This window comes from Limnospira platensis NIES-39, assembly GCF_026000695.1.
Taxonomy (GTDB): domain Bacteria; phylum Cyanobacteriota; class Cyanobacteriia; order Cyanobacteriales; family Microcoleaceae; genus Limnospira; species Limnospira platensis.
In genome coordinates, this window is sequence record NZ_AP026945.1 from 5,672,315 (window position 1) to 5,686,018 (window position 13,704).

12 protein-coding genes and 3 pseudogenes are annotated in these 13,704 nt (G+C 48.8%); 6 read left to right on the plus strand and 9 right to left on the minus strand.

All coding sequences use genetic code 11. From position 1 onward, the window contains the following. Positions 1–250 precede the first annotated feature (250 nt). The 3 genes and pseudogenes from N39L_RS27655 to N39L_RS27665 all read left to right on the plus strand — a co-directional run. A pseudogene (locus N39L_RS27655) lies at positions 251–806 on the plus strand (IS607 family transposase); the annotation flags it as partial. Between the two features lie 109 nt (positions 807–915). Then, positions 916–1,131 (plus strand): hypothetical protein, encoded by a 216-nt coding sequence (locus N39L_RS27660; RefSeq protein ID WP_035736999.1) that lies wholly within the window; start codon positions 916–918, stop codon positions 1,129–1,131. Between the two features lie 3 nt (positions 1,132–1,134). After that, positions 1,135–1,893 (plus strand): RNA-guided endonuclease InsQ/TnpB family protein, encoded by a 759-nt coding sequence (locus N39L_RS27665; protein ID WP_434220698.1) that lies wholly within the window; start codon positions 1,135–1,137, stop codon positions 1,891–1,893. 131 nt (positions 1,894–2,024) lie between these two features. On the opposite strand, the gene N39L_RS27670 is transcribed toward N39L_RS27665, so the two are convergent. The 6 genes and pseudogenes from N39L_RS27670 to N39L_RS27695 all read right to left on the minus strand — a co-directional run bounded on the left by N39L_RS27670 (position 2,025) and on the right by N39L_RS27695 (position 8,567). After that, positions 2,025–2,855, minus strand: coding sequence for a nitrate ABC transporter ATP-binding protein (locus N39L_RS27670; protein ID WP_006616417.1), 831 nt, complete (start codon positions 2,853–2,855; stop codon positions 2,025–2,027). A 159-nt stretch (positions 2,856–3,014) separates the two neighbouring features. Further along, a complete protein-coding gene (locus tag N39L_RS27675) occupies positions 3,015–5,027 on the minus strand; it encodes an ABC transporter ATP-binding/substrate-binding protein (RefSeq protein WP_006616416.1) in 2,013 nt (670 codons plus the stop codon). A 64-nt stretch (positions 5,028–5,091) separates the two neighbouring features. Further along, a complete protein-coding gene (ntrB, locus tag N39L_RS27680) occupies positions 5,092–5,928 on the minus strand; it encodes a nitrate ABC transporter permease (protein ID WP_014276966.1) in 837 nt (278 codons plus the stop codon). A gap of 39 nt (positions 5,929–5,967) precedes the next feature. After that, positions 5,968–6,363: pseudogene (locus N39L_RS27685) on the minus strand (zinc ribbon domain-containing protein); the annotation flags it as partial. Positions 6,364–6,579: 216 nt separating this feature from the next. Then, complete coding sequence (locus tag N39L_RS27690; protein ID WP_006616041.1) at positions 6,580–7,878, minus strand: CmpA/NrtA family ABC transporter substrate-binding protein; 1,299 nt, start codon at positions 7,876–7,878, stop codon at positions 6,580–6,582. A gap of 443 nt (positions 7,879–8,321) precedes the next feature. Beyond that, positions 8,322–8,567 carry a hypothetical protein gene (locus N39L_RS27695; RefSeq protein WP_014276968.1) on the minus strand — a complete coding sequence of 82 codons (246 nt, stop codon included), beginning with the start codon at positions 8,565–8,567 and terminating at the stop codon, positions 8,322–8,324. 170 nt (positions 8,568–8,737) lie between these two features. Here N39L_RS27695 and N39L_RS27700 point away from each other — a divergent pair, with 170 nt between their 5' ends. Next, a complete protein-coding gene (locus N39L_RS27700; protein ID WP_014276969.1) occupies positions 8,738–10,315 on the plus strand; it encodes an NACHT domain-containing protein in 1,578 nt (525 codons plus the stop codon). A 329-nt stretch (positions 10,316–10,644) separates the two neighbouring features. Next, the gene (locus N39L_RS27705) at positions 10,645–10,809 is read left to right on the plus strand and encodes a hypothetical protein (protein WP_014276971.1); all 165 of its coding nucleotides are present in this window, start codon (positions 10,645–10,647) and stop codon (positions 10,807–10,809) included. A gap of 336 nt (positions 10,810–11,145) precedes the next feature. On the opposite strand, the gene N39L_RS27710 is transcribed toward N39L_RS27705, so the two are convergent. The 3 genes and pseudogenes from N39L_RS27710 to N39L_RS27720 all read right to left on the minus strand — a co-directional run bounded on the left by N39L_RS27710 (position 11,146) and on the right by N39L_RS27720 (position 13,236). Further along, a complete protein-coding gene (locus N39L_RS27710; protein ID WP_231852507.1) occupies positions 11,146–11,298 on the minus strand; it encodes a hypothetical protein in 153 nt (50 codons plus the stop codon). Between the two features lie 165 nt (positions 11,299–11,463). Further along, positions 11,464–11,559, minus strand: a pseudogene (locus N39L_RS27715) (DNA adenine methylase); the annotation flags it as partial. A gap of 99 nt (positions 11,560–11,658) precedes the next feature. Continuing rightward, a complete protein-coding gene (locus tag N39L_RS27720; RefSeq protein WP_014276969.1) occupies positions 11,659–13,236 on the minus strand; it encodes an NACHT domain-containing protein in 1,578 nt (525 codons plus the stop codon). Between the two features lie 170 nt (positions 13,237–13,406). On the opposite strand from N39L_RS27720, the gene N39L_RS27725 reads away from it, so the two are divergent. Next, positions 13,407–13,619, plus strand: a complete 213-nt coding sequence (locus N39L_RS27725; protein WP_014276972.1) for a hypothetical protein — start codon at positions 13,407–13,409, stop codon at positions 13,617–13,619. Positions 13,620–13,704 lie beyond the last annotated feature (85 nt).

Sequence of the window (13,704 nt, forward strand, 5' to 3'; positions counted from 1 at the left end):
TAAGAGTGTTTATGACGAGAGCGAGTTTAAAGACTACGATGTTGTATTTAGCTCCAAAAGTTGAAGTCACAAAGCAGGGAGTTGTTGCCCTGTTCCCGATGTCAAAAGGGGTATCTACATCAGGAGCCGTATGAGGTGAAAGTCTCAAGTACGGTTTGGAATTGGAGTTGGGGAAGGTGACTTCCCTTTCGACCATAACGTTGAGGATAAACCTATTGCCAGATATGTCAAACCCAAGGAAGCGGCCTAAATCCTTGGAGTCCATGAAAGAACACTCCGCAGATGGGACGAAAATGGCTCAATCGAGACCATCAGAACCCCCGCTGGGCAACGACGATACAACGTTGAGTCATATTCTGATGCCATCACGCAGTGACAAACGCAAAGTCGTTATCTATGCCAGAGTTAGTAGCCGCGCCCAGCAGTCCGACCTCAACCGACAGGTGGCCGCACTGTCCAACCTCTACCCCGAAGCAGAAGTCGTCTCCGAAATCGGAGGCGGGCTCAACTTCAAGGGAAAGAAAATGCTGGCCTGACTGGGACAAGTCTTGTCAGGAGATGTCCGCATGGTTGTCGTTGCCCACCCAGACCGATTGGCCAGATTTGGATGGGACTTGTTTCGATGGCTCTGTGAGCAAAACAGGTGCTCACTCATGGTTCTCAACGAGACAAGTCTCAGTCGAGAACCAGAAATGGTTGAGGACATCCTCGCCATCCTCCACTGCTTCAGTTTCCGATTATACGGACGGAGTAAATACAAAACTCAGGTCAAAGAAGATCCGGATTTACCCCAGCCCAGAGCTAAATCAAGTCTGGCGTAAATGGCTGGCCGCTTGTCGGTATTGCTACAACCAAGCAATTGCATTATCCCGGAGTGGTAAACGACTAAGCAAACTGAAATTACGCAACGAAGTGATGCAGAGCGACTTACCCGAATGGGTCAAAGAAACACCCTGCCACATTCGGCAAAATGCCATCTTTGATGCCTATCAGGCTTTGACCGCCAGTCCTGGCGCAAGGCCACCGAGCTGTCGGGATAGTTCTCAAGCCATCAAGTTTAACAATGCTAATTTCTCTTCAGGGAGTTGGTATCCAAGACTCACGAAAGGATTAACTTTCATGGTTTCCTAAGCTATCCCTAAAACTTGCGGGCAAGGGACTCAGTTGGTGTTTACCAAAGGTCGATGGTTGGCGATTTTCCCTGAACCAGTTGCCGTTACCCCAACTGAAGCGAATGGCGTGATTGCATTAGACCGGGGTGTCCGAACTTTCATAACTGGGTTTGATGGCTCTCGGTTTCTGGAATTGGGCTCCGGAGATATAGGACGCATTACTAGGTTATGTCAACATTTGGATGATTTGATGAGCCGAATCGCCAAGGAACTTAATCGTTCACGGCGACGCCGGATGAGGCAAGCGGCTCAACGAATGAGAACCAAAATCCGCAATCTAGTTGATGAAGCCCACAAACAAATTGCTCACTACTTGACTAATGACTACAGCATAATTTTTCTGCCCACCTTCGAGACTTCCAACATGGTTGCCAAAGCCAAGCGGAAAATCAAATCCAAGACTGCCCGCGCCATGCTGACATGGGCGCATTATCGATTCAAACTAACCCTGAGACATCAAGCCGAGATAACTGGAACCACAGTTGTAGATGTGACGGAAGAATACACCAGCAAAACCTGTACTCACTGTGGTCATGTCCATTCCCAGCTAGGTGGCTCAAAAGTGTTCCGATGTCCTGAGTGTGGGTTCACTCTACCCAGGGACTGGAACGGTGCTTTTGGAATCTTTCTAAAAGCTTTGCGGGATACCGCCTCTGTTACCTTAACGGGTAATAGTGCTATCGTCGCATTGTCAGGCAATAGCCGGATAAATGTCGCGTAAATGTATCAGATTTGAATATCTGAAACTGTTACAATCTGACGCAAACGTATTATTCCCCAGCCGCCAAGAAGTGCCTCAGAAACGGGGGTGGGGACCATTTCATCCAGAGGCGTAAAGGATTCTTCTGGGCTTTAGGTGTCGTCGTGGGCGTAACGACGATAGAGGAAGTCTAGGGCTTCGTTGCGTAGCTCGTAGTATTCTGGCTGTTCCATGAGTCGGGTGCGATCGCGCGGCCGAGGGAAGGGTAAGTCGAGGATTTCACCAATGCGGGCGGCCGGGCCGTTCGTCATCATGACCAGGCGATCGCCCAGGAAGAGGGCTTCGTCGATATCATGGGTAATCATGAGTACGGTGACTTTGTGATCGGCCCAGATTTGTAGCAGTTCTTCTTGCAGTTCTTCCCTGGTGATGGGATCGAGAGCGCCGAAAGGTTCGTCGAGAATGAGGACTTTGGGGCGCAGGGCTAAGGCTCTGGCGATGGATACCCGTTGTTTCATTCCCCCGGAGAGTTCTTTGGGCTTCTTGTCGGCGGCCTCAGTTAAGCCCACCAGTTCCAGATGTTCTTGCACGATCGCCACTTTGTCCCGTTGTTTGAGCTTGGGAAAGACGGAGTTGACAGCCAGGAAGATATTCTCGTAGGCGGTTAGCCAGGGCAGGAGGGCATAGTTTTGGAAGACCACCATGCGATCAGGCCCGGGTTCTTTAATTCGTCGTCCTTCTAAGCGAACTTCTCCTTCGCTGGGTTGACGGAAGCCGGAAACCATATCCAGGAGGGTGGATTTACCACAGCCGGAGTGCCCAATCAGACATAAGAATTCTCCTTCCCGGACGGTGAGTTGGATGTTGTCGAGAACTCGATAGGGCCCCTCTGGGGTGGCATAGGTTTTGCTAAGGCCATCAATGACCAGATAAGAGTCATTGGTGGTGTAGGTGTGGGAGGTGGAGTTGGTTACAGTTTGCATTGGGTAAGAAGGAAATAGGGAACTCTTAACTCTTAACTCTTAACAGGGGGGAAGAAGGCAATAGGGGGAAGAAGGCAATAGGCAGTAGGTAGCAGGGGTGAAAGAGGAATGGGGGGTCGGTTCTCCTCTGGGGATGGCTTAGGGGTGGGTTCTTTGGGATTAGGCGGCGGAGAGTTCTCGGGGGGCTGGGTTGATATCGATTTCTGTGATGGTTAGGTTGGTTTTGATTTGTAGTTGTTCTAGGTAATGGATGGGATCGTCTGGGTTGAAAATAGCCCCGTCGAAGAGGATGATGGGATAGCGATCGCGGCCAATGTCCATCATGTTTAAGCCTTGGGCGGCTTGGGAGAACATATCGAGACGGCGGACGCGATCAATGACTTCAATCCAGTTGCGGGGGAAGGGGGTAATGCCCCAACGGGCCATTTGGGTGAGAATCCACAGGGCTTCGGTGCGATCGGGACAGTTGGTTTTGTCGCAGAAGAACTGGTTGTAGCGGGGGATAGGTTGGGGGTCGCCGATGCCTTTGTTGTAGGCATCAATGAAGCCGGGACGGGTGTAGATGGGGTCGGACCCGACATATTCGGGACGACAGATGAGGTCTAAAACCTCTTCCCGATGACGCATATCGTCGCAGTAGTCGCAGGCTTCTAAGAGGGCTTGGATGAGGGCTAGATGGGTTTTGGGGTGAGTTTGCGCCCAGTCTTCCCGGACTCCGAGGACTTTTTCGCAATGGCCAGACCAGATTTCCGGGTCGGTGGCCATGACGAAACCGATGCCTTCATGGACGGCGCGGGAGTTCCAGGGTTCGCCGACACAGTAGCCGTCGATGTTGCCGGCTTTGAGGTTGGCGACCATTTGTGCGGGGGGAATGATGACGATATCCAGGTCGCGATCGGGGTCGATGTCAGCGGAGGCGAGCCAGTAACGTAGGATGAGGTTGTGCATGGAGGTGGGATGCACGGCTCCCAGGGTGAGTCGTCGGTCGGGGTAGGCGGCGATAAAGCCTTTGAGATCGGCGAGAGTTCGCACCCCTTCCTCGTAGAAGTGACGATGGAAGGTGATGGCGTTGCCGTTGCGAGAGAGGGTCATGGCGGTAATGACGGGCAGGGGGGTATGGTTATCCCGGCCTATGGTCATTCCGAGGGGCATTCCGGCAACCATTTGGGCTGCGTCGAGGCGTTGCTCTCGAATGCCCGATTCGATCGCGTTCCAACTGAGTTCGCGACTGAGGGTGACTTGGGTCAAGCCATGTTTGGCGAAGAATCCCCGTTCTTTAGCCACCACGAGGGGGGCGCAGTCGGTGAGGGGGATGAAGCCTAGGTTGAGGTTGACTTTTTCTAAGCCGTTTTCGTGAACTTCGATGGGTTGGGGTTGGCTTTGGCGTTTCTTGGCCCGTCGCTGTTGGTTGAGGAAATAGACGATCTCGTTGCGGAGTCCGTAGTAGTTGGGATCTTTGACCACCGAGACATGGGTGCGGGGCCTGGGGATGGGGACATCGAGAATTTGCCCGATGTATGAGGCGGGGCTGTTGGTGAGGAGGACGATGCGATCGCTCAGGAGGAGGGCTTCGTCCACGTCATGGGTGACCATGATACAGGTGACTTGGCTTTCCTCGCAGATACGCATCAGTTGTTCTTGCAGTCCCCCTCGGGTCAGGGCATCTAGGGCTCCAAAAGGTTCGTCCAGGAGGAGGAGTTTGGGGCGGATAGCCAGCGACCGGGCAATGGCAACCCGCTGTTTCATGCCCCCGGAGAGGTGGGCGGGGCGTTTATGGGCCGCATGACGTAAGCCCACTAGGTCAATGTGATGTTCAATGATACCGCGTTGTTCTCCTCGGGGGCGATCGCCCATAACGGATTCGACCGCCAAGGCGATGTTTTCTCGCACCGTTAGCCAGGGCAGCAGAGAATAGTTTTGGAATACCACCATGCGATCGGGTCCCGGCTCTGTCACCTGGCGACCTTCTAGGATGATGCCCCCTCGGGTAGGTTTATCGAGTCCGGCAATTAGGTTTAAGAGGGTTGATTTACCACAGCCGGAATGACCCACCAAGGAGATAAATTCACCTTTACGAATCTTGAGTTCAATGTTACTCAAGGCAACATAAGTGCCTCCATTAGGGAGATTAAAGACTCGTTCAATATGGTCAACTTCAGCAAAAATAGACATGGGCTTTAAGCAGGAGTAGGGGACAACGAAATCAGAACAGAAGACAGCTAATTAATTATTGAGCTTAGTCTTCAGACACCACCAAACTGGCCAAGAAGGTAATAAACTTATCCAGCAGTAGGCCGACGACCCCGACATAAATCACCGCTAGGATAATGTCACTCATGCGAGAACTGTTCCAGGCATCCCAGATAAAGAAACCAATACCCACACCACCAATCAACATTTCGGCGGCGATAATTGCCAGCCAAGACAGACCAATCCCAATCTTGAGTCCCGTAAAAATATAGGGAACCGTTGCCGGGAAGAGGATTTTAAAGAAATAGGTCTTGCGGTCAAGTCGTAGCACCCGTGACACATTATTATAATCCTGAGGAATTTGCCGCACTCCCTCAGTTGTATTGATAATAATCGGCCAAATTGCTGTAATAAAAATCACAAAAATAGCCGAAGGGTTTGCTCGCTCAAAGCCTGCCAAGGAAATCGGTAGCCAAGCCAAGGGGGGAATCGTTCTCAAGATTTGAAAAATCGGGTCTAAGGCACGGTACATTAGAGTGTTCGTACCAATCAGAACTCCTAACGAGACTCCCACCACCACAGCGAGGGAGAACCCCAAGGCCACCCGTTGCAAACTCGTCAAAATTTGCCAGAATAGCCCCTTATCAATGCCGCCGTGGTCAAAAAACGGGTCGATAATCAATTCCCAAGTTTCTGACACTGTGCGGATAGGACCGGGCAACGTCGAATCGGAAACAGCCGTGAACACCTCCCAAACAACCAGGAAAATCAGAATAGCAACCGCAGATGGAATCAGCTTTTTCCCCTTGTTAAGAACGGCTTTAAGCCACCGTTGTGGGGAAAATTTAAATTTATGGCGTCGGCGATAAGTAGGAGAAGTCATAGGTTCATGAGGAGAGAAGGGGACAGGGAACTGATACATTTACGCGACATTTATCCGGCTATTGCCTGACAATGCGACGATAGCACTATTACCCGTTAAGGTAACAGAGGCGGTATCCCGCAAAGCTTTTAGAAAGATTCCAAAAGCACCGTTCCAGTCCCTGGGTAGAGTGAACCCACACTCAGGACATCGGAACACTTTTGAGCCACCTAGCTGGGAATGCACATGACCACAGTGAGTACAGGTTTTGCTGGTGTATTCTTCGGTCACATCTACAACTGTGGTTCCAGTTATTTCCCCTTGATGTCTCAGGGTTAGTTTGAATCGATAATGCGCCCATGTCAGCATGGCGCGGGCAGTCTTAGACCTGATTATACGCTTCACCTGACTGGCCATATCGGAAGTCTCGAAGGTAGGCCAAAAAATCAGGCTGTGTTATGGGATGGTCAGGGATGCGACCCAATCAACCAAGGGGTTGAAGTCCTCACCGGGTAGTTATTTCGCCCATTTCAGCTCTATTTCATACCCGAAGGTCTCGCACCATACTTGGTATTATACCGTATTGCCCTAAAATGTTAACCTAATTTGAGATTAAATCATGCTCTTAACTCTTAACAGGCAATAGGGGTAGGATGTGTTTCGGCATCAGTCTTAAATTCGGGTAATCTCTAAACTCTTGAGATAATCTTGGGGGTCTTCTGGGTCAAAGACCTTGCCATCAAAGAAGGTTTCGGGACCTCGAGAGGTGCTTTCGGGAATCATGTCTCCCTGGCCGATGGCTTCAGCCGCTTCTCGCCAGAGGTCTTCCCGATTTACTCGGTCCACCATGCCTTTAATATCCGCATCCGGGGGCAGATACCCCCAACGGATATTTTCAGTTAGGAACCAGAGCTCATGACTTTTGAAGGGATAGGACGCATTATCCCGCCAGTATTTCTGCATCAAATCTGGCATTTCCCTCACCTCACCGATGCCGAAATCATAAATACCCCGAGACCGGTCGATAATGTCATCAAACGGCACATTGAACCAAGCCCGGCGGGAGAGAATCTGACACATCTCCTCCACATTCTCCGGTTCACTACACCAGATTTGGGCTTCTAGGGTTCCCATCAACAACGCCCGGGCGGCTTTGGGATGTTCGTCAACCCAATCTGCCCGCATTCCTAGGGCTTTCTCAGGATGGTCTTGCCAGAGTTCCCCAGTGGTTAAGGCGTTATAGCCAATATCTTGGTTCACCAATTGCAGGGGCCAGGGTTCCCCAACACAGAAGGTATCCATATTGCCAACCCGCATATTAGCCACCATCTGGGGTGGGGGGACGACAATCGTCGAAATCTCCTGGTCTGGGTCAATCCCTCCCGCCGCCAGCCAGTAGCGAATCCAGCAGTCATGGGTTCCTCCGGGAAAGGTCATGGCGGCCCGTAAGTCTTCACCCGCAGCCCGTCGTTCAGCGAACCGTTCCTTGAGGGGGGTACTATCGACTCCAATTTCTAAATCGCGATAGTCATTGGAGAGGCAAATCCCCTGACCATTCAAATTCAGACGCGCCAAAATGTACATCGGGACTCGCCGACCATCGGTGACAATCCCCTCTGAAATCAGATAAGGCATTGGTGTGAGAATATGTGCCCCATCAATACCACCGCCCCGAGAACCCAGAACTAAATTGTCACGGGTGGTTCCCCAGGATGCTTGTTTTTCAACGGAGACATCCGTCATGCCATACTTAGCAAAAAAGCCTTTTTCCCGTCCAATAATTAGGGGAGCCGCGTCGGTTAAGGCAATAAAGCCGAGTCGTGCTGTTGGAGTTTCCGGGGCATTTTCTGGGTCAATTTCTACCTCAAATTGGGTTTGGTCATTAATCGGTCCGCAGCTATGGAGTAATAAGCTGCCAGCCGTTGCTGCACCAGCTGTAATCAGGAATTGGCGACGGTTAAATCGGGGCATTGTTTAGTTAAGAATCAACAGTGAGTTTTTAGGTTCTAATCACAGGGGATGAGTGCTTAGAGATAACATAGGGTCGGTTTGATGTTGTGTCCACAATCTAAGAAAAATCACCAGGGGTTTATGTATCGGCAACTACAATTTTTAGATTGTTTTTTATTTTACGCATTTCGGTCATGCGTAACTTGCATCTGAGTGAAAAGGACCCATGAAATAGCAGAAAAAAAGTAGCCATTGATATGATGACCCCAAGGCTAGGGCGACCCGGCAGGACAACCACAAGGGGTCGCCCCCACCTCTTCCCCCTCTCCTCCTCTGTGTCCTCTGTGGCTGAAGTGCTAACCCAGAGGTGGTTAGACCTTCTTCCCGCCATTCTGCGCCAGAGTGGCTATGCTGGAAGTTGCGGGTGCGTTCGTCTCCCCAGCGACCGATAGCCCAATCAAGATTTAACGAAAGTGGTGGGGAAGGTCGTCGCTACATTCATGGCCGTCGGCGCATCCACAATAAACCACCGTCAGCAGCAAACACCCCGATACGCAGCCCAAACCCGCAAACATCACCGGAACCGGAGGAGTCTCTAAGAAGGAATTAAGGTGAATTTCCATCACCTGATTAACATAGGGTTCCACGAAATTACTATATGCGTCTTCTAAGGCGGCGCGTTGTTTGAATTTGTCTTGTAGATTAGCCATCACTGACCTCCTTTGTCTGTTTGAGATCAGTGTTTTTTTGGGCTACTGCCCAAGCAAATCCACAGGTAAAATCCTGAAATCCTTGCTACAATGGCTTTACCTGGTTTGGGCAACCCTCCCGTTTGGGCAAGTTTCCCTAAACCAGCACCAGTTTTCTATCGAGGGTCGTCATGGTGGGAAAATCGGGTCAGCCTTTCAAAAAAAGCCGCAAGTATGGAGAAAGCGCGGAGGACTTGCAAGACCGTCTGGATTTCGTGGCGGCGTTGCTGGCTTTGGCTGATGAGGAGATCACGATTCCCCCAGACTCACTCAAGCCACAGTTCAATCTGCAGTGGGTGAAAGAAGACGAGTTGAGGGTGTCTGGCATCGTTGTTGAGCAAAAACAGCGCAATGGACAGATTAAGCGGATAGAAAACGGGATTACTAAGAAGGATTTAGGGGTTTTATTAGAAACCTATCGCTGCACGAAAATCCTAGAATCAGCGAGAGATGAACTGATCCAAAATGCGCTATCTTGCCTTCGAGATTTGGGGATTCTGAAGGAGCATAAATCAGCCAAAACTCAAGGATATTGGAAGTTTTCGCTCTGTCTCAAACATCAAACGAAGAGAGAAGAGAACCTACAGGTTATTCGAGATAAATGGAAAGAGGCCTTTGGGAAACTGCCTGAAATTCACCATCCTCCCCAACTCACGGCGACGCTCAACCGCTGCATTTTAGGACTCAAAGGCGACTATCAAGAAGCGCAACCGCAACTCACCGAAATCACCACTACCCTGCCAAACCTGCTCAAGGATAAAACCCTCTCCATTACCAAGGTTGAGGAAGGCAGTATTATCCTGATTGTGGAGAGTTCCCAAACGGGGTATGAGCAACTTAAACGCCTGATTGGACAAGAGATTGCTGGGTTTCCGGTGGAATATGCGATCGATGAATGGCAAGATATTTGCCGTCGGATGTTACTAGAGCGGAAACCCTTAACCAGTAATACGGTTATTGGTCGGGTTTATGGCGATCGCAACTTAATCGATGAGGATTTATTTGTCGATTTAGCCCTGGTGAAACCGAAAAGCAGCCAGACTGAAAAACACCCCCAAGAGATTGACCCCGAAAAGGGTTCCGACTTGTTCACCCGTCAGGAAGAAACCATCGAGAAACGGTTTGCTTATCGGGAATTTCTCCAAGAAGTCATCAGCAACCGTAGCGAAAAACAGCTTGCCATTATTGGCGAACCGGGGGCGGGAAAAACCACCTTACTCCAGAAATTAGCCTTTTGGTTATTACAGGAAACCGATGATTTAGTGATTTGGGTTGACTTAGCAGAATTGGGAAATCAGCCCCTGGGAGAGTATTTAGAGCAAAAATGGTTCAAAGAGGCATTAGGCAAGTCCAGAGAGGAAATTAAAGCGGACTGGGGGCATAAATTTGAGGGGGGTGCAGTCTGGTTACTGTTGGATGGCTTGGATGAGATGAGCCAGAGTGACCTACAGGGGTTAAAATTCCGAGGGTGGGTGACAGATGCGCGGATAATTGTCACCTGTCGCTTGAATTTGTGGCAAGGGAAACCCAGCCAGTTACAGAACTTTCAAACCTATCTCACTCAACCGTTTCAGTTGGAACAGGTGCAGTTTATCCGGCTTCTGGTATTGCCTTTAAACTCTTATCCTGATAGCGAAGCGCGGTTATTACTCAACCCAATAACTATGCCTAGTTACTCAGATATTACTCACAATCTAGTCCTAGCATAGGAAAATAATTCTGTCAATAGGTTGATTACTCAGTCAACAAGCACAACTTAATCAATCTGTCAAATACCCATACCATCCCCCCAACCAAACACCGATAGGGTAACTCCCTTGTGATACCCGTCAATAGCAAGCCTGGCGGTTCCTAGCGTCACCATTGACTGCTATCACATCGGTCGCACCCCCAAGAGTGTTTGTTCCGGTTAGGGGGGGTGGTATGTTTCAAAGTCAACACGATAGCCGTAGGTAGCCGAAGGTAGTCGTAGGGGGGAACCCACTAGGTTATCAATGTACAACGATACCCCTATCAATGTACAACGATATTCTTATCAATGTACAACGATACCCTTATCAATGTACAACGATACCCGGATAGGCAGCCGGGTATCTATGGGAGTCAGGTTATTGGTGAAATCTTGAGGAACCTACTCGCTACCAACAAAACGCGATCGCATAATCTAAACTATCTCCTACCGGAACCAACCCGATACCCCTAAACAACTTTTCAACTGGTGACTTGTTTCGTTATCTCTCGCTGATACCTACATAATCCTAGAGAATTGATTCCCCATCGAAACCGATACCTACATACCGCTAGACAAGTCTCCAATTTATAGGGGTACTGGGTTCCGCCGGGAATGATTACCCCTAATAGACGGGTTAAGGTTTTGGCTTAGGGTGTTTATTGTGGGTAAATTAGAGGCAAGCATTCATATAAGCCCGCAACAATATTGTTGCAACAATATTGTTGGTAAATAATATGAATGAACCCCTACAGTCAGAAACCATAGGGGGCCATTTAAGTTATTGAGTTAGGGGTTATCTGTTAGCTGTTAGGGTTTAGGTTGACTCCATGTATTAAGTAAACAATTATAGGCCTCTGGGTTAATTAACTCAGGAAGTTGATTAAAACCGTCTAAGTTACTTTTAACCCATAACACTTCAGTTCGTTTCTTTTTTACATCTTTCTTGTGACTAGCGGACATGACTGTATTTATTTCTATTTTTTGTGTAAATGATTGAGGTTCAATCATCTGATGATAATTCGATACAATGTAATTGCCTGTTATGCAATCTAATGTATGACATAGTTTTGTCCAATCTTTAATCGTGTAGCCACTATAGTGGCCTTGTGTACTACCGGGATAAGGCGGGTCACAATAGAATAGTGTATCAGGTGAATCCCATCTTTCAATACACTTAATTGCATCCTCACAAGAAATGCGAACCTTTTCTAATCTTTCCAACGCTTCAGATAGCCTAGCTTTTTTAGCTATAAACGTATAACAGATTGATTAAGTTGTGCTTGTTGACTGAGTAATCAACCTATTGACAGAATTATTTTCCTATGCTAGGACTAGATTGTGAGTAATATCTGAGTAACTAGGCATAGTTATTGGGTTGAGTAATAACCGCGCTTCGCTATCAGGATAAGAGTTTAAAGGCAATACCAGAAGCCGGATAAACTGCACCTGTTCCAACTGAAACGGTTGAGTGAGATAGGTTTGAAAGTTCTGTAACTGGCTGGGTTTCCCTTGCCACAAATTCAAGCGACAGGTGACAATTATCCGCGCATCTGTCACCCACCCTCGGAATTTTAACCCCTGTAGGTCACTCTGGCTCATCTCATCCAAGCCATCCAACAGTAACCAGACTGCACCCCCCTCAAATTTATGCCCCCAGTCCGCTTTAATTTCCTCTCTGGACTTGCCTAATGCCTCTTTGAACCATTTTTGCTCTAAATACTCTCCCAGGGGCTGATTTCCCAATTCTGCTAAGTCAACCCAAATCACTAAATCATCGGTTTCCTGTAATAACCAAAAGGCTAATTTCTGGAGTAAGGTGGTTTTTCCCGCCCCCGGTTCGCCAATAATGGCAAGCTGTTTTTCGCTACGGTTGCTGATGACTTCTTGGAGAAATTCCCGATAAGCAAACCGTTTCTCGATGGTTTCTTCCTGACGGGTGAACAAGTCGGAACCCTTTTCGGGGTCAATCTCTTGGGGGTGTTTTTCAGTCTGGCTGCTTTTCGGTTTCACCAGGGCTAAATCGACAAATAAATCCTCATCGATTAAGTTGCGATCGCCATAAACCCGACCAATAACCGTATTACTGGTTAAGGGTTTCCGCTCTAGTAACATCCGACGGCAAATATCTTGCCATTCATCGATCGCATATTCCACCGGAAACCCAGCAATCTCTTGTCCAATCAGGCGTTTAAGTTGCTCATACCCCGTTTGGGAACTCTCCACAATCAGGATAATACTGCCTTCCTCAACCTTGGTAATGGAGAGGGTTTTATCCTTGAGCAGGTTTGGCAGGGTAGTGGTGATTTCGGTGAGTTGCGGTTGCGCTTCTTGATAGTCGCCTTTGAGTCCTAAAATGCAGCGGTTGAGCGTCGCCGTGAGTTGGGGAGGATGGTGAATTTCAGGCAGTTTCCCAAAGGCCTCTTTCCATTTATCTCGAATAACCTGTAGGTTCTCTTCTCTCTTCGTTTGATGTTTGAGACAGAGCGAAAACTTCCAATATCCTTGAGTTTTGGCTGATTTATGCTCCTTCAGAATCCCCAAATCTCGAAGGCAAGATAGCGCATTTTGGATCAGTTCATCTCTCGCTGATTCTAGGATTTTCGTGCAGCGATAGGTTTCTAATAAAACCCCTAAATCCTTCTTAGTAATCCCGTTTTCTATCCGCTTAATCTGTCCATTGCGCTGTTTTTGCTCAACAACGATGCCAGACACCCTCAACTCGTCTTCTTTCACCCACTGCAGATTGAACTGTGGCTTGAGTGAGTCTGGGGGAATCGTGATCTCCTCATCAGCCAAAGCCAGCAACGCCGCCACGAAATCCAGACGGTCTTGCAAGTCCTCCGCGCTTTCTCCATACTTGCGGCTTTTTTTGAAAGGCTGACCCGATTTTCCCACCATGACGACCCTCGATAGAAAACTGGTGCTGGTTTGGGGAAACTTGCCCAAACGGGAGGGTTGCCCAAACCAGGTAAAGCCATTGTAGCAAGGATTTCAGGATTTTACCTGTGGATTTGCTTGGGCAGTAGCCCAAAAAAACACTGATCTCAAACAGACAAAGGAGGTCAGTGATGGCTAATCTACAAGACAAATTCAAACAACGCGCCGCCTTAGAAGACGCATATAGTAATTTCGTGGAACCCTATGTTAATCAGGTGATGGAAATTCACCTTAATTCCTCCTTAGAGACTCCTCCGGTTCCGGTGATGTTTGCGGGTTTGGGCTGCGTATCGGGGTGGTTGCTGCTGACGGTGGTTTATTGTCTGTGGATGCGCCGACGGTGAGGGGGTTCTATATAGCGTTCCCATTTGAGTGTTGTAATCCACAAGGGAAAGCAAAGGGAACAGGGAACAGTATACAAGGGTTAAA

Coding starts and splice junctions, on each gene's coding strand:
- N39L_RS27660 (WP_035736999.1), top strand. CDS start 916: ATGCAGAGCGACTTACCCGAATGGGTCAAAGAAACACCCTGCCACATT.
- N39L_RS27670 (WP_006616417.1), bottom strand. CDS start 2,855: ATGCAAACTGTAACCAACTCCACCTCCCACACCTACACCACCAATGAC.
- N39L_RS27675 (WP_006616416.1), bottom strand. CDS start 5,027: ATGTCTATTTTTGCTGAAGTTGACCATATTGAACGAGTCTTTAATCTC.
- ntrB (WP_014276966.1), bottom strand. CDS start 5,928: ATGACTTCTCCTACTTATCGCCGACGCCATAAATTTAAATTTTCCCCA.
- N39L_RS27690 (WP_006616041.1), bottom strand. CDS start 7,878: ATGCCCCGATTTAACCGTCGCCAATTCCTGATTACAGCTGGTGCAGCA.
- N39L_RS27695 (WP_014276968.1), bottom strand. CDS start 8,567: ATGGCTAATCTACAAGACAAATTCAAACAACGCGCCGCCTTAGAAGAC.
- N39L_RS27700 (WP_014276969.1), top strand. CDS start 8,738: ATGGTGGGAAAATCGGGTCAGCCTTTCAAAAAAAGCCGCAAGTATGGA.
- N39L_RS27705 (WP_014276971.1), top strand. CDS start 10,645: ATGTACAACGATACCCTTATCAATGTACAACGATACCCGGATAGGCAG.
- N39L_RS27710 (WP_231852507.1), bottom strand. CDS start 11,298: ATGTCCGCTAGTCACAAGAAAGATGTAAAAAAGAAACGAACTGAAGTG.
- N39L_RS27720 (WP_014276969.1), bottom strand. CDS start 13,236: ATGGTGGGAAAATCGGGTCAGCCTTTCAAAAAAAGCCGCAAGTATGGA.
- N39L_RS27725 (WP_014276972.1), top strand. CDS start 13,407: ATGGCTAATCTACAAGACAAATTCAAACAACGCGCCGCCTTAGAAGAC.